Origin of the sequence: Paraburkholderia sp. BCC1885 (assembly GCF_900996235.1) — a bacterium.
Lineage (GTDB): Bacteria > Pseudomonadota > Gammaproteobacteria > Burkholderiales > Burkholderiaceae > Paraburkholderia.
Genome location: NZ_CAAJGM010000219.1, coordinates 342,368 through 364,189 on the forward strand (window position 1 = coordinate 342,368; position 21,822 = coordinate 364,189).

The 21,822-nt window shown below is 58.0% G+C and carries 16 protein-coding genes; 4 read left to right on the forward strand and 12 right to left on the reverse strand.

Annotation, left to right across the window (positions count from 1 at the left end; translation table 11 throughout):
* Positions 1-253: 253 nt before the first annotated feature.
* On the reverse strand, positions 254-907 hold the full coding sequence (locus FQ755_RS26150) for an EcsC family protein (protein ID WP_144157895.1): 654 nt from the start codon (positions 905-907) through the stop codon (positions 254-256).
* A 469-nt stretch (positions 908-1,376) separates the two neighbouring features.
* Positions 1,377-1,862, reverse strand: coding sequence for a hypothetical protein (locus FQ755_RS26155; protein ID WP_186308658.1), 486 nt, complete (start codon positions 1,860-1,862; stop codon positions 1,377-1,379).
* A 961-nt stretch (positions 1,863-2,823) separates the two neighbouring features.
* Between FQ755_RS26155 and FQ755_RS26165 the strand changes: the two genes are divergently transcribed.
* Entirely contained in the window at positions 2,824-4,182 is a 1,359-nt protein-coding gene (locus FQ755_RS26165; RefSeq protein WP_144157897.1) for a tyrosine-type recombinase/integrase, read from the forward strand.
* A gap of 288 nt (positions 4,183-4,470) precedes the next feature.
* Here FQ755_RS26165 and FQ755_RS26170 read toward each other — a convergent pair whose 3' ends face one another.
* The 10 genes from FQ755_RS26170 to FQ755_RS26220 all read right to left on the reverse strand — a co-directional run bounded on the left by FQ755_RS26170 (position 4,471) and on the right by FQ755_RS26220 (position 18,932).
* Entirely contained in the window at positions 4,471-5,403 is a 933-nt protein-coding gene (locus FQ755_RS26170; protein ID WP_144157898.1) for a Kiwa anti-phage protein KwaB-like domain-containing protein, read from the reverse strand.
* Positions 5,400-5,987: a hypothetical protein gene (locus FQ755_RS26175; RefSeq protein ID WP_144157899.1), complete on the reverse strand. Its 588-nt coding sequence runs from the start codon at positions 5,985-5,987 to the stop codon at positions 5,400-5,402. Before FQ755_RS26175 ends, FQ755_RS26170 begins: the two co-directional genes overlap by 4 nt.
* A gap of 237 nt (positions 5,988-6,224) precedes the next feature.
* Complete coding sequence (locus FQ755_RS26180; protein ID WP_144157900.1) at positions 6,225-9,209, reverse strand: type I restriction endonuclease subunit R; 2,985 nt, start codon at positions 9,207-9,209, stop codon at positions 6,225-6,227.
* A complete protein-coding gene (locus tag FQ755_RS26185; RefSeq protein ID WP_144157901.1) occupies positions 9,199-10,401 on the reverse strand; it encodes a restriction endonuclease subunit S in 1,203 nt (400 codons plus the stop codon). The genes FQ755_RS26180 and FQ755_RS26185 overlap by 11 nt, the downstream gene beginning before the upstream one ends.
* Positions 10,394-11,920, reverse strand: a complete 1,527-nt coding sequence (locus tag FQ755_RS26190) for a class I SAM-dependent DNA methyltransferase (protein ID WP_144157902.1) — start codon at positions 11,918-11,920, stop codon at positions 10,394-10,396. The genes FQ755_RS26185 and FQ755_RS26190 overlap by 8 nt, the downstream gene beginning before the upstream one ends.
* Entirely contained in the window at positions 11,917-13,413 is a 1,497-nt protein-coding gene (locus FQ755_RS26195) for a class I SAM-dependent DNA methyltransferase (protein ID WP_260858863.1), read from the reverse strand. Before FQ755_RS26195 ends, FQ755_RS26190 begins: the two co-directional genes overlap by 4 nt.
* Before the next feature lie 65 nt (positions 13,414-13,478).
* The gene (locus FQ755_RS26200; RefSeq protein WP_260858864.1) at positions 13,479-14,876 is read right to left on the reverse strand and encodes a DNA-processing protein DprA; all 1,398 of its coding nucleotides are present in this window, start codon (positions 14,874-14,876) and stop codon (positions 13,479-13,481) included.
* An 8-nt stretch (positions 14,877-14,884) separates the two neighbouring features.
* Positions 14,885-16,963 (reverse strand): RecQ family ATP-dependent DNA helicase, encoded by a 2,079-nt coding sequence (locus FQ755_RS26205; protein ID WP_144157905.1) that lies wholly within the window; start codon positions 16,961-16,963, stop codon positions 14,885-14,887.
* Between the two features lie 154 nt (positions 16,964-17,117).
* Positions 17,118-18,224 (reverse strand): ImmA/IrrE family metallo-endopeptidase, encoded by a 1,107-nt coding sequence (locus FQ755_RS26215; RefSeq protein WP_144157906.1) that lies wholly within the window; start codon positions 18,222-18,224, stop codon positions 17,118-17,120.
* 9 nt (positions 18,225-18,233) lie between these two features.
* Positions 18,234-18,932 (reverse strand): hypothetical protein, encoded by a 699-nt coding sequence (locus tag FQ755_RS26220; protein ID WP_144157907.1) that lies wholly within the window; start codon positions 18,930-18,932, stop codon positions 18,234-18,236.
* Between the two features lie 371 nt (positions 18,933-19,303).
* Here FQ755_RS26220 and FQ755_RS26225 point away from each other — a divergent pair, with 371 nt between their 5' ends.
* The 3 genes from FQ755_RS26225 to FQ755_RS26235 form a co-directional block, all read left to right on the forward strand.
* Positions 19,304-19,792, forward strand: coding sequence for a hypothetical protein (locus FQ755_RS26225; protein WP_260858865.1), 489 nt, complete (start codon positions 19,304-19,306; stop codon positions 19,790-19,792).
* A gap of 94 nt (positions 19,793-19,886) precedes the next feature.
* Complete coding sequence (locus FQ755_RS26230; protein ID WP_144157908.1) at positions 19,887-20,858, forward strand: DUF932 domain-containing protein; 972 nt, start codon at positions 19,887-19,889, stop codon at positions 20,856-20,858.
* A 75-nt stretch (positions 20,859-20,933) separates the two neighbouring features.
* The coding region (locus tag FQ755_RS26235) for a YqaJ viral recombinase family protein (protein WP_144157909.1) at positions 20,934-21,822 on the forward strand (889 nt) is incomplete at its 3' end.

Genomic DNA, 21,822 nt, shown 5'->3' on the forward strand with positions numbered 1-21,822 from the left:
GCCACGCGGGTCAGCGACGTCAGAATACATAATTTAGCCTTGATTCTGGCGCGGCCCTCGGAATAGCCAGACCTTTAGCCGACCTTATCCCGGTCGGCTTTCTTCTCATAATTGTGTGAAATGCCCACCCGTGACCGGCAAAGTTCCGCCGGCCCATTGACGACCAGATGCGTCCGCACTGCGTACTACAACTGCCAGGACGGTAGTCTCGATGCATCGTTCGAGAAGAAGTCGGCGCCGCAAGCCAGGCACTTTACGCCAGTTCGACTTCGTCGACGATTTTTCCAGTGATAAAGATGTCGCGAGCGGTGTTTCCAATCATATTGGTGACAGTTGCGTCAAACGCCCCTCCGATTACGCCACCAAGAAAAGGGACCATCTTGGTCAGATTGATGACACCGGTGCTGCCGGCCTTCGTGACAAGCCGAAACCCCACCGCCTGGTTGATCTTCAGAATCACGGCCCCGCTGATTTTGTTGATGGCGATCTGTGCAGCCTTCGTACCAACCTGAACCCCCACATCCCGGAGAATCTCCATGGTCGCATCGCCCGCAAGGCAGGCAAGCACTAAGGTCCGTACCTTGTCGCTTCTCAGCTCGTGTCCGCCCATTTTAGCGATGGCCGCGATCATCCGAATCTGTAAATAGAGAACCGAGGCAAGGTTTGCCGGAATTGCTACAGGCAAGGTCGCAATACCTCCCAACCCGGTGACGAACCCTGCCGCCCCCGCCTTCGTGTTTTGCCAGCGAATCAAGGAATTGACCTTATCCGTAAGCGCCCCCTCGTGGCCAAGGTATTCGGCCGCCATCTCTTCCGCCGAATCGGTACCGACAGCGCCGTCCAAGGCTTTGTCATAAGCCCAATGCAGCACTTCAATGATTTTCTCTTTGGTAATCAGGTCGCCCATAGCAATCTCAAACGTATCCAAAAGGTCTCGGAAATTAGCCCAACTCACGCTGGCAGCTCTGGGTCATACTAACGGCAATTGGATTCACAACTTTAGACACCGCGTTTTTACATTTACCGCAAGGAACCTGTCCGCCCGGAACGCTGTCGGGCTTCCGCGACCGTTGTTCGTATGTTCGGCGCATGCTGGCCGGCTTCTGCGTGGCCCCCGGCGACCAGGGTGCCGCCAAGCCACGATCGCCAAGTTCAAACCGCTTCAATTTCGAAATAGGCCACGACCAAAGCAGCTTTGTCCAATGTCGATGGCAATTCCTCGCCGGATTCTTGACCCGGCACCCCGTTTGACCCGCAAGTGTGGGCATTGGAAATGCGCGTTACCGCCAAGTCCAACGCAACGCTCGGTGCACAAGTCCAAGCAGCGCAATTGCGGCCTGAGCATCTGCGTCAGTCTCCCTACCCAGATAGGCCTTCTAGAGTCGAGTGGGACCGAGTCCGAGCCATCCTCCCGACCCCATGCCCTTCTTCGACATGTGCGAAAACACTACCGCGTCAAACACCGCAAGATTTTCGATATCTAACCGCTGCGCATGAACGCGGATGAGTGCAGACCGAAGTACATTCTCCACCGCTAGGTAACGATCAATATTCTGAAACGTGGCGGAGTTCGTCGCCAGAATATCGCCGAAGAAATTCGGCCACCGCGAGCCCACGCGGACCACGTTGCGGGCTAGCCCGAAGTTCACAAGAATATTTCGTATCTGCTTGTTGCCAATGTGCAGAGAGGCGGAATGATCGAGCGACTGACTAAACGTGGCAGACATGGCGACATCGTGGTCATCAGTGTCGCCACGCGCGAGGTCACAGAACACGTTCAATGCGTCCGTCTCCCGGCACAGGTCGGCGAGCACATCGTGCGGCGCGCCACCCTCCACGAAGTGCGGATATGCGCCCAACACAAGGTCGACCTTGTTGCGTAACTGCCTGCTTAAGTGAGTCCGGATTTCGCGTGTCGGCCAAGCACCGTCGCATCGGTTGTCCAGAAAACCATCGTTTGTTGGACGCGAGCGGGCGCGCAGCTCGCCGAGGCCCCACTCTCATCGGTCTCGCTCTGATCGGTGACCTTGGACGCCGCACCGTTGCACGGCTAAGCGATAACATTCCCTCGCGGCGTTGCCGCGCGATTTGATCTGCTTTCGTCGGACGTCCGGGCCTCCGAGCGACAATCTTCTCCACAGGCTCGGCTCCCACGACCAGCAAGCTAACGTGTGCACCGAGCCAATTCTTGACGTCTTCGACGCGCCATAGAAGGCGCTTCGTCCCCGGCAGGCGACAGACGGGAGGTAAGGACTGAGGGTTCGAGTTGCGTCGCTACGAATGCTCGCAATCGATTTGCGTGGGCATTGCGCCAGTTGATCGACCGTGAGTAATGCTTGCATGGACAATAGCACTTTTGCGCCATGTCACATTCGTGCACACAGCGGTGTTGGTTAGCTGATGCATGCAAGATTGCATTTTACGGTCGGTCAAATCTCGGTAGAGTTGCGAAGCGTTTTCTACCAATGTCCCACGCTTGACGTGGAAGACACGTGTGGCGCCACAAATTTGCCACACCTTGTGTGCAAAAACCTGCGCCAGAATGCAAAACAACGCACTACATCGCAAGACGTAGTGCATTGTTTCTAAAGAAAAACTTGGTGGAGAGGAGGAGGATCGAACTCCCGACCTTCGCATTGCGAATACGAACAAGTCGATGTTTCTTGAGATGGATTGGCATTGATAGAATCCTGCAAATATTTGAATTTAAACGATTAAACAGCCACGACTCGCCCAGTCGATATTGATCGACATATCCTCTCTGCCGCATAATCTGGTTACACAGCAGTTACACGGGATTGTCGGCCAAGATAAGGAGGTCAGGTGGCGAAGGTAAATTTCACCGCGGCTCGCGTCGATGCGCATCGCTGCGGCGAGGGTAAATCGCAGTCGTTCCTCTGGGACAGCAAGACGCCAGGGCTGGGTTTGCGTGCCACTCCGGGAGGTACCAAGGCCTACATCTTCCAAGGAAGGATTTATGGCTCGACGGTGCGGATCAGAATCGGCGATCCGAAGAGTTGGACGATCGATCAGGCGCAGGAGCGAGCACGAAGCCTCCAAACGCTTATCGACAGCGGCATCGATCCGCGAGAGCACCAGGCCGAGCAGAAGGCAGCGCATGAAGCTCGGCAGGCTGCCAAGCATCGCCAGGATGTAACGGTCGGCGATGCTTGGGAACACTACCTCGAGCATCTTCGCACGAAGATTTCGCCGAAAACGAAAAAGCCGCGGTCGGAGCGATACATCATCGACCATATCAACCTTTCGTCACTTGGCGGCGGCATCGCCAAAAGAGGCGGTAGAGAAAAAGTACGCGGCCCACTAGCACCGCTAATGACGCGCAGGTTGACCGAGATCACTGCAACGACAATGGCCGAATGGCTTGAGGCCGAAATACCCCGGGGACCAACGAATGCCGGCCACGCCTTCGGTCTGTTCAAGGCGTTCATCCGGTGGTGCGACACTCACGAGACGTACGCGGGGATCATCCCCCAAGACGCGTATGCTTCGCCAAAGGTCAAGGGCATTCTCCCTCGCAGCGCCGCAAAGGACGACTGCCTGCAGCGCGAGCAACTGCCCGTTTGGTTTAGCGCGGTACGTGGTATCGCGAATCCAGTCATCAGCGCATACCTACAAGGCCTTCTGATCACTGGAGCCCGTCGGGAGGAGCTAGCCGCATTGCGGTGGGAAGACGTGGACTTCCGGTGGCGGAGCCTGACGATGAACGACAAAGTGGAAGGTACCGGCGGTCGGACTATTCCGCTCACTCCGTACTTAGCAAGCCTATTGTTGCACCTTCAACGACTGAACGAGATCCCTCCCAACAAACGCCAGATCGTGCGTCTCGCACAGAGGGGCGAGCAGTGGGAACCGTCCGAGTGGGTGTTCGCCAGCAAGACCTCGTCGGATGGGAAAATTGCTGAGCCGCGTCATGCGCATAATCGCGCGTTGGTGCCGACAGGTTTGCCGCACCTTTCGCTGCATGGCCTGCGCCGATCATTCGGCACACTGTCGGAGTGGGTGGAGGTTCCGGTCGGCGTTGTCGCCCAAATCCAAGGGCATAGGCCGTCCGCAATTGCTGAGAAACACTACCGCCGTCGCCCTCTCGACCTGCTACGCATGTGGCATGACAAGATTGAGGTGTGGATGCTCGAGCAGGCGAAGATCAAGTTTCAGCCCTGAAGCACTGCACGGTTCGCCTTTCCAGCCAATGTTTCCGAGGTGAAGAGGCACACCTCGGATACGCTACGCCCCAAGGTTGCCATAATGTTCTTCGGGGCTGCAATAAAAGCGGAGGATCGAACTCCGGACCGCAATACTGGTGACCATCCCCGAATAGAGGAGCCGAAGATGCCCCCCAAACTGCCCCCAACTATGCCTCGCTGCCCCAACTTATCCACCACGTCCGGGGCACATCGAACATGCACATACGCGCGCCCGATCCCCCTGACGTGTGCGGGGAACACTGACTCACTGACCAACAGGTGTGGTCGAAGGCACGTCGTATTGGTTGTCAGATAGCTCCGATCTCAGGCGATGATCGAGCAGAACGTGCAAGATGTCGCGCATTTTTTCCTGGGTCGCGACGATTCGCCCCTGAGTGTCAAACTGGATACCCCAATCCCGGAGTCCGTTGATCTCGCGAAGACGGGCCATGTAATCAGGATTCTGATAGTAGCCACGAGCCTTGATCACCGCCATGCGGCGCAAGTGCGTAGCGTTTTGGCCGATGAAGGCGTCAAAAACGGCGAAATCAGCTATAGCGGCTGAAAAGCCTTGCTCTTGCTTCAGTTCTGCATATGCCTCTTCGTAGGTATCTTTGTGATTCAGCAAAGATTCAAACGCAGGTTTGCTGCTCATGAGAACGCTTTCTCTCACAACGAAGAAGTCAAAACTTCGGGAAATGCTAAATGACGGGTTATCCATGATATCGAGGCCCGCCTCGGTGAAGAAGATATTCATCATGCCCTTCTTCTTTCGGGTTCCCCAGTCTGCATTTGCCTTCTTGACACAATAGATCATCGCGTCACCGTGGCGCAGACGAAGAACGTACCCAGCAGCGTTATTAAGCTGCTTCACGTTCTTTACCAAACACTCCTCCAAAGGCTGATCAATCAGATTTTGGAGGTTAGGAAACAGAGTCTCCTCACGCGAAACGGCAAGGAAGCTTCCTTCGCCCGGCTGATTGAGCAAGTTGTACGCTTCTGCGATGGTGTGACTGGTTTGGTAGCTCGAAGCCAGTCCTTTGAGTTGATCTTTCAAGGCGCCGCTCATCACTACTGAAACGGCTGTAAAGGGATTCATTTGCCCCGCCGCCGGGCGCTTCTTAAACACCCAAAGTGACGCGGTTGCCTGCGCAACGTCAAAGGCCCCAAAGGCTTGCAGATCTTGCGCTACCGTCATTTCTCTCCCCGATGCAAAACGTAGATTCCGTGTACCAAGCAGGACTCAAGGTGATCGCCTGACTTAATCGGCTCCTTCGATAGCGCCTTCACACAGCGCTTGTGCCCCTCAGTCACGATGTTGAGTTCATAGAGCTGCCAGCCGGCGACCAGCAAAAAAGGATTCATCAGAATCTGCCCCGATCGATAAGTGATGACGAACATCAGCACTATGAAGAGCAAAAAGCCGAAAAATTTCCCGTCACTTCCCAAATCGAGTCCCATGAAGGAAACGACATAGGGAAATACATAGTTAATAAGATCATTCGGGATCGACTTTGAGTCAACGACCTCGAGTCTTGAATAGCCCAATAGATTCTGCATCAGGACCATGAAGATGACTAGGCTCACAGTGCAAATTCCGAGCAGGCCGAGAGCCCGCTCCGGATTCGCAAGCTCGGGAAGATAGCAGGAGGACATCTCCGTGATCTTGCACAGAGGAGCCTTCCAAGAAGTCTCTTTGACATCTTGGATCAGCAGAATCAGGCTCAACGGAAAGTAAGAGCCGAGGAACAAAATCAGCGCGGGGAAAAGTCGCATTTCCATCTTAAATCCCACTCAGGCGTATGGTCGATCTAGATAGTGAATCGAGCCGTCTGGGTTGCCCTGCTCTTCGGCGCCTTCTGCGCAAGTGTTCGCAGTTGCGCGAGGCCGAACGGATGGTGAGATCGCGCAATTCGGATAGGACCGCGACTGCCCACGGTTGTCGAAGGGTAAGCCCTGCTTGCGTGTGTAGGCTACGAGGACAAGCACTTCGAAGTGATCCGGTAGAGGTTGATCCCATCAGTAATACTGCCGGATGTAGTTGTACGCCTTCTCGAACAGCTCTTCATCCGCGTGCAGCTTGTACTTGAAGAGGGCTTTGCGCAGTGCCTTCTTAACCTCGCGCTCACCAGCCTGCGTACCTTGCCAGCCGGGGAAGCGGACCAAGCGTACGATCTCGTCGATATCCGCGACCACACGTTCGACCATGATTGGCGTCTCGACCGTCTTGACCTCGTTGAACAGCTCAGTCAGGGCCGCCTTCCCGCGATCCTCGTCCTCTTCGGGCGGAACTTTCTTCTCGGCCTGCAGGGTTTCGTTGGCGATCTCAAGCAACTGCTTCAGGAACTCCACGCTGTTGATTTGCCCGGACTCGAAACGATCCTTCAACGCATCCAGACGTTCGGAAAGCTGTTTGAACTTCGGGTTGCCCGCGTGCTTGCGCAGGCGCCGGTTCAGCTTGATTTCGATCTCTTTGGCCTTTTTCGGGTCGGGGTTGGAGAGCACCGCCTCCAGCAGGTCCGCATCTAGCACCAGTGTGTCGAGATCGTCGCGCACGGCATCGACGTGCACGTTTTGATGGATCAGCTCGATGGTCTTGGCGCCCAGTGAATGCCAGATCAGCTTGCCGTGGCCGCTGGAGGGTTGTACCGACTGGTACACCTGCGACAACCACTTGTAGTCCTTCTCAAACGGGCCCAACACCGTGTCGGGTGACAGTGCCTCCCAGATCTTGTTGAGCACGCTGTATTCGGCAGCAAAGTTGTCCCGGACCTCGTTGTTCGGCAGGCATTCCTGCGCAGTCATCAGCCCCTCATAACCTTGCTGATCACGGTCAATGCCGGGGAAGAACGCGAGGCACTTCTGCATCGCCTCGGGTAGCTTGTCCCTAAGCTCCTGGATGTTGCTGACCACCTGCTTGACGCTCTGGTCGTCAAACTCCAGTGCGGCCGCCACGTCATCGAAGATACCCAAGTAATCCACGATCAGGCCGTGGGTCTTCTGCTCGGAGTAGGTCCGGTTCACCCGGCAGATCGCCTGTAGCAGCGTGTGGTCACGCAGCGGCTTGTCCAGGTACATGGCCTGCAGGATCGGCGCGTCGAAGCCGGTGAGCAGCTTGGCGGTGACGATGATTAGCTTCAACGGGTCAGCCGGGTCGCGGAAGCGGTCGAGCAGCCGTTCCTCTTCATCGCGCGAACGGTCGTGGGGAGCGTACTCCGGGTGCTCCTTTTTGTCGGACGCCTGCACCGACATGACAATGTCCGTGGCCTCCGGTGGCAGCAGCTTGTCCAGCTCCGCTTTGAACAGCAGGCACGACTCACGATCGAAGGTGACGATCTGGCCTTTGAACCCGTTGGGTTCAACCTTGGTCTGGAAGTGCTCGACGATGTCTTCGCACACCTTGCGGATGCGCTCGGGCGTCTTGACCAGCACGGCCATCTTGGCAGCGGTCTTGGCGAGGTTGTCCTTGTCCAGGTCCGACAGGCCGCCGGTCAAATCCTTGTAGGCGGCATCGAGGGCGGATTTGTCGATGTGCAGATCGATGAGGCGCGGCTCGAAGTGCAATTTCAGTGTGGCGCCATCGCGGATCGACTCCTCGAAGCCGTAGCGGCTCATGTAACCCTTTTGGTCTTCGTCGGCACCGAAGGCGTAGAAGGTGTTGCGGTCGGCGCGGTTGATGGGCGTACCTGTCAAACCGAACAGAAAGGCATTGGGCAGCGCCTGACGCATCTTGCGCCCCAGGTCACCTTCCTGCGTGCGGTGGGCTTCGTCCACGAGCGCAATGATGTTGCTGCGATCGTTCAGGCTGCCTGCGGCCTCGCCGAACTTGAAAATTGTCGTGATGATGATCTTCCGCACATCCTGCGCCAGCAATTGCTGAAGCTTCTCGCGCGTATCAGCCTTTTCCAGATTAGGAATGTCTGCCCCGGTGAAGGTGCCGGTGATCTGCGTATCGAGATCGATCCGGTCCACCACAATCAGCACCGTCGGGTTCTTCAGGCCGGAATGCATGCGCAACTTCTGCGCGGCAAAAACCATCAGCAGCGACTTGCCGGACCCCTGGAAGTGCCAGATCAGGCCCTTCTTGGGATAGCCCGCCAGCACGCGCTCGACTAGCTTGTTGGCCGCCTCATACTGCTGGTAGCGGCAGATGATCTTGATGCGGCGCTTCTTCTTGTCCGTGGCAAACAGGGTGAAGCTGCCCAGAATGTCCAGCACCACATGCGGCCGCAGCATGCTCTCGGCCGACAGCTTGAGCGACTTCAGCGAATGGTGCTGTGCGTCGCCGCCATCCAGGTGCCACGGCCCCCAGTCCTTAACCGGCAGTCCAATGGACCCATAGTGGTAGGCCTTGCCCTCGGTAGCCACCGAGAGCACGTTGCAGACGAACAGCTCGGGCACGAACTTCTCGTAGTCGTCATGCACCTGCACCGCGCCATCCACCCAACTGACGCATTTCTTGACCGGTGTCTTGGCCTCGACTAGTACCAGCGGCAGACCGTTGACTAACAACACCAGATCGGCACGCCGTTCAGTGGGGCCGCCACGATAGGTGTACTGCTGGGTCACGATGTACTGGTTCTGCTTCAGGTCGTCCAGGTCAATCAGCCGTACCGGCACATGCTCGTTGTTCTGGCCGAAGGGCATGGAGCGCTCGCCGCGCATCCAGGCGGTCATCTCCTCGTTGGCACGGATCAGGCCATCCGAGCGAACAGCTAGCACAATGGCGCGCAGCTTGTAGAGCACTTCGTCGGCGCGGTCGGGCTGGGCGGCGATCTCCGGGTTCAGGCGGATCAAAGCATCACGCAGCCACGACTCGACCAGCACTTCCTGAATCTGGCGTGGCACTTCAGCAGGTGCCGCGTAGCGCCAGCCGACGCCTTTGGGGCTCGGCCCATAGCTGGCAATGGATTCCTGGACGGTGTTTGCTGGCGTCGCCTTGATCGGGCCAGCGAGCAGATCGCGGACGTAGGCTTCGACCGTATTTGATTCGTTAAATGACATTTACGCCCCCATTCTCAATCGACCCAAGCGCGTGCAGTTTCAGGTTCTGAATCGCCGCCTTGCGAGTAGCTATGTCTTTCCGAGCCGACCGAATTGCTCTCATCTCTTCCAGCAAAGCATCCTGTTCTTCTACTTCCGGCACCTTGAGAACGTGTTGGCGAATGTCGGCACCGTTAATCTTCCAGATTCCGTTTGTGGATTTAGCGCGCGAGATCAGACGGTTATGTGTGCTCTGGCTGTTCCACTGCAAAACCGCAAACTCTGGCCTGATGATCTTTTCGTCAAACTTGAGCCGAATAAGCAGGTCTGGATAAAAACAACCCTTCGGCACGACATCGACAAGGCCGCATTTTCCTGTGAGTAGCTTGTTGCCATTTCCACGAACAACAAGTACGTCGTTTGCCTTCAGTTCAAACGCAGCAGCTTCAGCTTCGGATATCTCGGCATACTTGGTATTGCCCCCCGCCACAATGCGACCGTCCCTTACGGCGCCGATGCTGAGAGTTGGATATCCGCGTTCGTCGGCGTTCGCTTTCGGAGATACTCCGTTCTTTGGGCCATGCGGCACGAGTTTTTCGACCGCAAGGACACGGTCAGCCGGCACCAATGCCAGCGCGTCTTCAAGACGTGAGTTTTCTAGTGCTGTTGTCACTACATCAGCTTCCGCGAGTGAAGCCAAGCATTCTTCAATAGAGCTGAGAAGCTTGACGAGGCGATGCTGCTCATCCATCGGCGGGAGAGTGAACTCAAAATCCGCCAAACTCGTCCAGTTAGTGCGCGGGCTCAACGATCCCGCCGATGTGCCCACTGCGTGATCGAAGAAGGCGTCGGTCTGGCAAATGAATGGCAGCAACTCCGGCAGCAAGGTCTGCGCGTCCTTGGTCTCCAGTACGTAAATGTCACCGGAGCACACGCCCGAGAAATCCGCCACGGCCACCTTACGCTGGTACGCGCGGCGCTTGCCGAAAAGCACCTGTCCGGGCTGAAACACGCTGGTGAAGGTCACGCCGTCAGCGACGTTGCCCCAGCTGCGAATGCGCAAATCTCGTGGCTCTAGATGCTCCAGGCCAACGTAGCGATCAAAGCCATCGGTCAGCGGATCTTGGCTGCGGGCTTTCGAGAGGCGCACCACGTCGCCAAACTTCACCCGACCCCAGCCGGGCTTCAGAGCTTTGTTGTTTTTGTCAGACACGCTCGCTGCCCTCAGAAATCAATCCATCCAGCGTTTCCACCAGCGCATCCATCTGTTGCCAGAAGGTGCGGCCGTCGGTTTGCCATTGATCCCACGCGGAGCGGAGCGATACCGCGTCGCCATTGCTGTCAGTTGTGATGGCGGCTGCAATGCGCTTCACGTACAGCGGGATAGACAGGTTACCCGCGTTGGCACCGATTTCGACCAAGGTAGCGACCTTGGCGAAACCGGGCACATCCGCGAAAGCCTTGTAAGCGGTCAGGATGCGCTGCTGGTGTTCGGGTTTTAGAAAACTCTGCGCGCGTTCCCGTGTGACCTCGTTCACGGCGTCAATGAAGATCACCTTGCCCTTGCGCGCTGCGGCTTTCTTGCGGTTACAGACAACGATGCACGACTCCATCGGGGAGTTGTAGAACAGGTTGGGGCCCAAGCCGATCACGGCCTCCACCCAGTCCTGTTCGATCATCTTGGCGCGCATGGACTGTTCTTCGTTGCGGAACAGCACACCGTGAGGCCAGAGCACTGCACTACGCCCCTTGGCCGTGAGGCTGGTCAGGATGTGCTGCTGGAAGGCGTAATCGGCGCGACCCTGCGGCGGGGTGCCGAGAGAGTTGCGACCCCACTTGTCGCTGCTCCAGGCCTCGCGGTTCCACTGCTTGATGGAGTATGGGGGGTTGGCAAGAATCACGTCGAACTGGCGCAGGCGGTCGCCCTCGATGTGCCTGGGGTCGGCCAGGGTGTCGCCCCGGATGATCTCGAAGTCCTCCACGCCGTGCAGGAACAGGTTCATGCGGGCGATGCTTGATGTGATGAGGTTGCGCTCCTGCCCGTAGAGCTTAAGCGTGCGGTACTCGCCGCCGGAGCGCTTCACTTCGTCCAGCGCCGAGATCAGCATGCCGCCGGTGCCGCAGGTGGGGTCGTAGATTGACTCGCTAGCCCGGGGGCTGAGCAGTTGCGTCATCAGGTGGACGACGGTGCGGTTGGTGTAAAACTCGGCGGCCGTATGGCCGGAGTCGTCCGCGAACTTCTTGATCAGGTATTCGTAGGCGTTGCCGAGCTCGTCCTCGGGCACATTGGCCACCGACAGCGTCTGGGTGGAGAAGTGCTCGATGAGGTTTTTCAGCGTTTCGTCCGGCAGACGCTCGCGGTTGGTCCACGGCGCGTCGCCGAAGATTCCATCGAGCAGATCCGGGTTTGAGGTTTCGATGGCGCGCATGGCCTTCTGGATGGCCACGCCGACGTTCTTGGGCGCCTGGCGCACATCGTTCCAATGCGCGCCTTGGGGAATCTGGAAGCGGTGGTTCTCTGCGAACTGGGCATAGGAGAGGTCGCCATTGGAGTTGGCCAGCGCCGCCTGGTATTCCTCTTCCCACACATCCGACACGCGCTTGTAGAACAGCAGCGGGAAGATGAACTGTTTGTAGTCACCCGCGTCAATGAGGCCGCGCAGCAGCACGGCGGCGCCCCACAGATAGCTTTCCAACTCTTGCTGGCTGATGCGTTTGCTTGGGTGGCTCATTGCAGCCATCCCCCTTCGGTCATGACCTGCGCAAGCCGCTCTTCGGCTTCACCGCAGCGGCTAAGCGCATCCTTGAACGCCGCAATGGCGTCAGGCAGTGGCGGGATGTCTTCTTGCAATGGCGGCAGGACGTAGCGCGAGATGTTCAGCGTCCAGTCTTCGGCTTTGATCTCGTCCAGGCTGACCAACCGGACTGCGTCCTGCACATCGGTGTAGCCGCGATACCAGCCGAGAACGTCGGCGGTGTGCTCGGGCTCCAGATAGTTTTGCGCGCGGCCTCGTCGGAACAGGCGTGACGCATCAGCGATCAGGACCTTCTTCTTGTGCTTGGCTGGCTTACGCTTGCGCAGGACCAGGATGCACGCGGCGAGACCGGTGCCGTAGAATAAATTGGGCGCGAGCCCGATCACGGCCTCAATCAGATCCATCTCCAGCAGTTTCTGGCGAATGCTGCCCTCCACACCCTTGCGGAACAGTGCGCCTTGGGGCAGCACCACAGCCATCCGGCCGGTCACGTCAGCCATGGACTTGACCATGTGTTGTACCCAGGCGAAGTCACCGCTCGATGAGGGCGGCAGACCGGCAAAGTTGCGGCCGAAGGGATCGTTCAGCCACAAGTCCTCGCCCCACTTTTCCAGCGAGAACGGCGGATTGGCGATCACGCAGTCGAAGCTGGCCAGCCGGTCGCCTTCGAAAAACGCCGGGTTGCGCAGCGTGTCGCCGCGCACCACCTGAAAGTCCTCGATGCCGTGGAGGAACAGGTTCATCCGCGCGATGGATGAGGTGGTGAGGTTCTTTTCCTGCCCATACAGCTTGCCCCACAGACGCTTGACGTCGCCGTGCATCTCTTTGACGTGCTGCACGGCAGCCAGCAACATGCCGCCGGTACCGCAGGCCGGGTCGTAGATGGTCTCGGCTTCCTTCGGGTCGAGCATGTCGATCATCATCCGCACCACACTGCGCGGAGTGTAGAATTCGCCGGCTTTCTTGTTTGTGGCATCGGCGAACTTCTTGATCAGATATTCGTAGGCGTCGCCGAGCAGGTCCGAATTGACATTGTTGTTGCCAAACGGCAGTTTGGAGAAATGCTCGATCAGGTCCTTGAGCAGGGCATCCGAGAGACGCTCCTTGTTCGACCACTGCGCGTCGCCGAACACGCCATACAGCGTTTCCGGGTTGGCCTTTTCGATCTCGCGCATCGCACGCTGCAGCGCGGCACCGACATTGCTCGTCTTGGTGCGGACGTCGTTCCAGTGGCAGTCTTCCGGGATCTGGAAACGGTGCGACTCGGGAAACCAGGCCAGTTGCTCATCGCCGGTCTCGTCGACGATCTCCTGGTATTCCTCGTCCCAGACGTCGCAGAGGCGCTTGAAGAACAGCAGCGGGAAGATGTAGGTCTTGAAGTCAGCCGCATCCACGGGGCCGCGCAGGATATTGGCGGATTCCCAGAGATGGCCTTCGACTTGGCTCAGGGTGATTTGTTGGTCGCTCAAACGCATGGTCCTTCTAAATCGATGCCGTCGCACTGCGGCTTGTGTTCTTGTTTGGCCTTCATCGGTTACTTGAACAGCCGTTTTTGCTTGACGACGTAGCCCGCTGGCTTCTTCTGCTTTTCCACTGCATCTTCATCGACTAGGCGCTGCAACCATGCCTTGGCCTGCGCGTTTGACACGTCCAGCGCGGCGGCCACTTCGGCGTCTTTCATCGGCGCACTCAAGAGCCGCTGAATCACTGTGCGTACTGCTGCGAAGAGCACTTCGGCCGGGGTCGATTCCTGCTGCGGAGATTCCTTGGCCTCGCCTATCGGTGCTACGGCCTCCGGTCTGACTGACGGCCGCTCTTCAGATGCCGCAACTGGTGGTTGCGCATCTGAAACAACGCCGACAGGTGCCGATTGCTCGCTGCCGATCTGGGGCACTGGAACGGTGTCGAGTGGCAAGGGCGACGTGGGCATGGCGTCGGCTGGCGATGGCCCGTCGTTCGAAAACAGAGAAAAGCCAACCTGTGGGGAGGCCGTCGGCGTCGGCATCGCCATGTTGAAGACGGCCTCGAACGAATCCACGTCTTGCGGGTTCGGCCAGGGAAGCGCACCTTTCTTTCGCAAACCATCCAGTCCGGCGGAAGATTCGCCGGTCGTTCGAACGAAGACGGGGACGAACTTGAGTTTGTCGAGCTGCTCGACGGCGCCGGCCCAAGTACCACCCTTGTTGAGGTCGGAACTCACCACGAGTGAGGTGTCCGCCAATGCGTAAATCAGCTTGTTCCGCTGCATGGCATTGCCGACGTTGAACCCAGCGCTCGGGTCATAGGGCGAAATCAGCACCAGTTGGTTATCGAGCAGCAGGTTGCGGTGCTCGCGGTTCATGGTGGTCTTTTCCAGACTGTCCGCCAGAACGCCACAGACATTACCACCCGTCTCCAAGGCGCCACGCATGGCGGCCTGATCGATACCTTTGGCGCCGCCTGAGACAAGCGTTCTCCCTGCCCGAGCGGCGAGCCGGCCAACTACCATCGCGTAGTCGATGAGGGAGTCGTCCACGTGACGCGACCCGACTACGGCAAGTCCACCAGAATCCAGCAGACTCATGTCGCCACAGCCATAAATAACGGCAGGTGCGTCTTCGCGTAGTCGCACCTTCAGGCGCCGGGGGTAATCGGCATCCGCCCGGCTGACCACCCATATGGCACGCGCTTGCCATCGCTCGATGACTTGGCTCAGCAGGAACCCGCGCCCTAGCAATCTCCGCAACCGGCTCTCCTCAATCAGCGGCTCGCACGCACGCAGGACGTCAGCCGCGTCCGGCGAGACAAGATCGGCTGGCTGACGCTGGATCTCGCGCAAATGACGGGCAAGGCGTTTGTATTCGCCGGGCGAAAGCAGATCAGGCGATGAAGAGCCACGTCCAGCAATGAGCGGCGCCGTCAGCAGCAGGATTGCCTGGGTGTTGGGTGACAAGACTGGCGTCATTCGTCTTGCCCCGTCTGTGACAGGGCCATCGGCCAAACTGCGCCACTACCGTTCATGCGAAGAAGCCACGCCGACACCGTCAGCGTCCAGCGCGAGTCGACCATGTCATCAACCAGGAGTACCGGGCCCGGTGGAATGGGCTGACCATTAAGCGCGAGCGAGCCATCAATGTTGCGCGCCTGTTGTGTACTGTTTGCCATCGTTTTCTGTTCGGGCCTGGCGTCTGTTTTCGTGATGACCATATGAAACGGCAGACCCAGCGCAGCAGCCAAGCGTTGCGCGAAATTGGGCACCAAGTTGGGATGCCGGAGAGAAGGAACGCAGGTCACCCAGGTTGGGCCCGGCTGCGGACTCCACTCCTGAATCATCTTCACACATGCAGCAACAAGGTCGTCAGAAAAATGGCCATCGTGGTATTTGCCTTGTCGAACCAGGCCGCCCCAACCGGCATCTCCCCAGACGCATAGCGCTCTACCGGGCTGCGCTTGAAAATCAATGTTTGTATTGCTGGGTATGCCGAACTGAGGCATACCTCCAATTGGCCATTTCTTGCGCGGCTCGATGGGCAAGCTGGTTCTGCGAAGAAATGCTATGGCCGCTTTGACCAGCTCGGCATCCACGGTGGTGGGTAGCGCCGGCAAGGCAGGCTCCGTTACAACACTAGGATCGCCGTCGAGCGCGTCGATCAGAAAGCCCATGTGCTTACCAAACGGCAGATCTACGTAGTCCCGCATCTGCTGGTGTTCGTCTCGCCGTAGCGCAGTGAGGCGTTCTGCTCGATCCCAAAAGCCTTCGCTCAGCGTTGCCGCCGTAAGCTGCCACTTGCTACTCTGCTTGGCGATGGGCGCCGGCGCTTCGAGGGAGAGCAGCGCGATCGTCTTGTCGACACGCCCCTTACTCAGGTTAACTCGACTCAGCAAATCAGGGACGGACAATCCGTTGGGCGCATCTTCAAGCGCCCCCAGGACATCGGCGACTTCCTGTCGGGTTGGGAAAGCACTTCGGATGAACCATTCAGTAATGTCCGACTCTTCTTGGCCGCTGAGGAGTACGCCGTAGGCGGAGTCCAGCGCACGTCCCGCGCGGCCAACCTGCTGGTAGTAGGCGACCACCGAACCCGGCATCTGGTAGTGAATGACAAACGCCAGATCCGGCTTGTCGTAGCCCATGCCTAAGGCCGTCGTGGCAACCAACGCCTTGACCTCGTTATTGAGCAGTGCCTGTTCCAGTTGCTCTCGACGATCACCGGTTTCACCGGTGTAGGCCTCTATGTCAAAACCTTGGGTCTTCAGCCATTCAGCCACTTGATTGGCGTCACGCACCGTAAGCGTGTAGATGATGCCGTGGCCTTGCATTGTGGCAAGTTTCTCCGCCAGCCACGCAAGGCGCTCGGCTTGGCTGGGTAGGCGGATGGTCTGCAAAGAAAGTGAGGTGCGGTTGAGATCGCCCCGAAACACATCAAGCTTGGGTCCGAGTACCTCCGCGAGGTCTTCCATCACCCTGTTGTTCGCCGTCGCCGTGGTGGCAAGGAGTCGAAGATTGGGCGGTAGCGTCTTGACAATGCGTTCCAGCAGTCTGTAATGAGGGCGGAAGTCGTGCCCCCAATCGGAAATGCAGTGCGCTTCGTCGATGACCAGTAGGGAAATCTGCGCGGCTATCTCTGCCAGCACCTGCGTGCGAAAGCGCTCGTTTGCCAGTCGCTCCGGCGAGATCAACAGAATGTCGATTTCCCCCTTGGCCAGCTTGCTTTCGATTACCGTCCAGTCGTCCACGTTGTCGGAGTTGATTGTGGCAGCTCGAACCCCCATGCGCTTTGCCGCAGCGATCTGATTTCGCATCAGGGCCAGCAGCGGCGAAATCAACAACGCAGGGCCGGCACCAGCTTCCCGCAGTAACTTGGTCGCGATGAAGTACACGAAGCTCTTGCCCCACCCGGTCTTCTGCACGACCAACAAGCGGCCTTTGCCTTCGACGATGTGGCGAATGGCCTCTTCTTGGCCATCACGGAAAGCTGCGTTAGCACGCCCCGAGCCGATACGGAGAAGTTCCAGCGCGCGTTTTGGATCGTAGGCCACGTTATTGCTCTCCCTTGTTCTTGTCAGGCGCGCGATAATCCGGCGCCAAAGCAGCGTTCTTGACGCCGTACAGCGCCAAGAGATCTTTCAGCCAAAGTTGGCAGCGCAGACTGTTGTGGTCGGGCGAACAGTCCAGCCTTGGACGATGGGGCACTTATACCAACCGGAGTTTAGGCGCCCGCCTTGAGATAATCTCGGTGGGTGCATCGCCCGAAACCACTGACAGCCGAGTCAGCTTGAAGGTCAGGGCATTGATCTCATCCACGCTAATGCACAGATTCTTGGCGATTTCACCTCGCCCCACCTTGTGGCTCTGCAGAAAGTCCAACACTTTGGTTAGCAACTGGGAGCTTTCACGCTCCATCGGCTCTGGTTCGTTTGTACGATAACCGTTTTTGGCAATTTCAATGCACAGATTACGATACGTCCACTCGGTTAGTTGGCCTAACGTGTTGTAACGGTAAGCCAATGCGGCCAGTGATACGCCCCAGTAGTGTTTAAGCTTCATCAGATACTTGATGGTGAATGCTGGCGGCTTGTTGGCAACCACGCTTTCCTTTGGCATAAGGAAGGCAGCGGCAAATGCATCTGCCTGCCGTTCCATCTCTATGCCTTGGGCCTCGCCGTGCTGCATGCTGTAGACATCGCGTACCAAATGGCCTAGCTCATGGGCTGCGTCAAAGCGGCTGCGTTCGGCCGACTTCATCGTGTTGAGGAAGACGAAGGGCTTGTTCCCATACCACGTGCAGAAAGCATCTACCTCACGGGCTTCTTCCGCCAAAGAGAAGACGCGAATGCCTTTGGACTCCAGCAGATGAATCATGTTGGGAATGGGGGCATTGCCCAAGCCCCACATTCTGCGCAACGTGGCGGCGGCCTCGTCGGGAGAGAGGTCGCTAAGGTCAGGCAGATCGGCTTGCGGCAGGTTAAACCTGTTTTCAATCCAGTCGTTGATGTTGACGGCAATGGCACCTGCGCTGAGGGCACAGTTTTTCATGCCTTCTGTCATCTTGGAGAGTGAGCGAAAACTTGCCGCGTGCTCTCCGATGGTAGGCATCTTTTCTTCAATGCAAAAAAACTGCTGAGGGAAGTTCAGCAGTTTTGCCATTTTTGCCAGGGTTTCCGAGTCAGGCGCAGAGGTCCCGGTCTCGTAGTTTTGGATGCTACGGCTGGTGACGTCCAGTTCCTTGGCCAATTGCGCTTTTGTGAGGCGCCGTCTAACCCGGGCAAATGTAATTTGCGAAGGGTTGATTTCTGACATGATGACTGATCAAAAAGTGCCTGTCTTTGGCTCGACGTCCACCGTTGCCGGAGCATTGGGGGAGTCCTTGCGAACAGTGAAATCCGTGGGATTGTTGGGGATGCTACCTAAGATCAGGCGCTCTCCCCATTCGATGATCTTCTTCTTGCCGAACCCTGTCGGGTAGGAGAGTTCGTACCGAACTTCATTCAATGCTTTGTCGTAGTGGTAGAGAAAGGCCCAGACTTGGGTTTCCTTTTGCTTTGCCTTCGCCAACTTGAACGAGTCTTGGTTGAACAGCTCCAATTGGCGATTGGATTGGACAAAACCTTCGACGACCACGCCTTTTTCTGCTTGATTGGTGGGATCTTCAAATCCCTGCTTGCCCGTTTCGTTGTTGCCCGTCATCACCACAATGGAAACAGAGTGATCTGGCGAACTGATGAAGGGGCAGTTCTTTTCGTTGTGAATGCGCCACTGCTTTTCGCTCAGTTGGGTGCGAAGTTCTTCTACTGTCTTCAACCATTGCTGCACACCCGCTGCGGTGACAGCAGAGGCGCGAGTAGTTTCGTTTCGGGCACCAAGCCCGCTCAAAACAGCGTTGTACAGGAGCTTTATGGCCAAGTCTCGTGATAGCTCCAGCAGCCGTGCTTCAACAAGCGCAGCCTCGGTGACAGTCTTGGCGCGCGGGGCGAAGGCGTTGGAATGGGCAAGCTTGAACTTGGACACGGCAACTCCGTTTTGATTTTCCGTAAATTGTACCTCAAGTCGAGGAACGGAAAGCGGAAATTTACTGCGATCGAAGAAGAGGGACTTGTGATATCCAATGGGACGTGCCACTTCCGCAGGACGCATGCCTCTACGAGCATTCGTGGATTGAAGAATATTTCAACCACATATGACCTCCCCGAGCACGGCAGCATCCTGCCGCTCCGCCCGCACAGTCCTGTGCAGACGAACCTCTCCGGGAGCCGTGATGCCCACCTACCCTTCCCCTTTTGAATTTCTGCTCGCGTTCGGACTCGTCTTCGGCGCCGGTGTACTCACGTCGATCGGCCTGCGTCAATATGTCGACAGGATACGGCGGGGGGCGACTGCCCATGCATGATTCTCAACCCTTCCGCCCTCACGGGCCGCATGATCCGGACGAGATGCACCTGCACCGGCACGACGATGACGAACCGTTCGAGCAAGATTTCATCCCGCCGCCTGCGCAGCAGAACCACGCCCGAGCCGGCGCCCAACCAAGCTTGATCCCGCCGTGCCCGAAGTGCCAGTCCAATCGCGTCGATGCCCGCAATCGCGCACGCAAGGCAGGCGGAGCCGTTGGCGCAATCGCCGGCACGGCCAGCGGTATCGCGTTCGCCTTGTCCGGTGCTGAAGCCGGCGCAGCGGTTGGCGTGCTGGCCGGACCTGCCGGTGCCGTGTGCGGTGCCATCGCGGGTGCAGTGATCGCCGGCCTCATTGGCGGCACGGCAGGCTGCGCGACCGGCTCCGTATTCGGAGAGGTGATCGACGACAAGGTGCTCGACAACTTCCGCTGTCACGCATGCCAGCATGCGTTCAGCCGCCACAAAGCATCTACCTGATCCGTAGTTTTCCCCATTCGGCAGTACCCCTTTCATTTTTCTAGCATCTGCTCGGCCACGCGCCGGGCTTTATGCCGTTTACAAGGAGCAATTCATGCATCTCGTTCAATCAATCGCCTATGTCGGTGAACAACAACCGTGGCATGGACTAGGCAATCAACTCTCTCCGCGCCAGCCGATCGACGTCTGGGCGCGCGAGGCCGGGATGAACTGGACAATCGAATCCGCCGAGGTTCGATTCGTCGCCGGTGGTTCCAACAATCTCGGATCGATTCATGCGTTCCCAGAACAGCGCGTGCTGTATCGCTCGGATACGAAGGAACCGTTGTCGGTCGTGTCATCGCGCTATCAAGTCGTTCAGCCAATGGACATCCTGAATTTCTACAAGGATCTGACCGAGGTTGGCGGCTTTGAGCTTGAGACTGCGGGTGTCCTCAAGGACGGCAAAAAGTTGTGGGCCTTGGCACGCACGGGTCAGTCCGTCGCACTCAAGGGCAAGGACACGGTCAACGGCTACCTGTTGCTCGCCACCGCATGCGACGGCACGCTCGCGACGACCGCACAATTTACGTCGGTGCGGGTCGTCTGCAACAACACGCTGCAGATCGCGCTGGGCGACTCGGTAGGGGCCGTCAAGGTGCCGCACCGCTCCCAGTTCGACGCGCAGGCTGTGAAGCGTCAGCTCGGTATCGCGATCTCGTCGTGGGACGGTTTCATGGCGCGGATGAAGGCGTTATCGGAGCGCAAGGTGTCCGACGGGATCGCGGAGAAGTTTCTGCGGCGCGTGCTCACCTACTCCCCGACCAACACGTCCGATCGCGATGCCATCACCGTCAACGAACGTGCCATCAAGGCTGTCGACCAGCTCTATGCCGGACGCGGCAAGGGTGCGGACCTGGTCTCAGCGTCAGGCACCGCATGGGGACTGCTCAATGCGGTCACCGAATACACCGACCATCACCGCCGCGCACGCAGCGACGATCACCGGCGCGATGCCGCGTGGTTCGGCGCAGGCGCCACCATCAAGCAGCGCGCATGGGACGAAGCCATGAAGCTCGTCGCGTGATGGATTCACGCTTGCAGCATAGACGCCCGGCCGGGGTTTTCCCCACCGGGCATTTTCTTTTCTGGAGGTTTATTCATGTCTCAACCCGAAACGGCTGGACGTGACAGGAAGCGTCCGGCACTGCGCCTCGTGGAAACCAGGGACCTGTCCCGCGATGACTGGCTGGAGGTTAGGAAAGGCGGGATCGGCGGCTCCGATGCCGCTGCTGCGGTCGGACTCAATCCGTATCAGAGCGCTCTTGAACTCTGGCTTATCAAGACCGGCAGAGATGCCAATTTGCCGAAGATCGATCCGAACGATACGGCGGAGCCTGTGTACTGGGGGACGCTGCTCGAACCCATCGTTGCAGCGTCGTATACGAAGCAGACCGGCAATCGCGTTCGCCGGGTCAATGCCGTCCTTCAGCATCCGACGATTCCGTTCATGTTGGCAAACGTGGATAGGGAAGTCGTTGGTTGCCGTAATGTACAGCTTTTGGAGTGCAAGACGGCCGGTGAATCCGGTTCGAGACTCTGGCGGGATGGCGTGCCGGAGTATGTGCAGGTCCAGGTACAGCACCAGCTCGCGGTAACAGGCAAGCAGGCTGCCGACGTGGCTGTGCTGCTGTGTGGCCAGAAGCTCGATGTTCACCGCTTCGAGCGTGACGATGTATTAATCGCCCGTTTGATCGAATTGGAGGCAGCGTTCTGGCGGTACGTCGAGACAGATACGCCGCCACCTGCTGACGGTTCGGATTCTGCAGACCGCGCGTTACGCTGCCTGTATCCGGGTACAGGCGGTACGGCCGATTTCACGGACGACCGGAAGCTGTCGTCCCTGTTCTCCGATCTCGTCGCCGCGCGTGCCGACATCGAGACTCGTGAACAGGTCGAGTCACAACTCAGGCAGACCATCGTGCAGGCAATGGGCGAGGCCGACCGGGCGGAATTCGAGACCGGATCGGTGTCATTCAAACGTAGCAAGG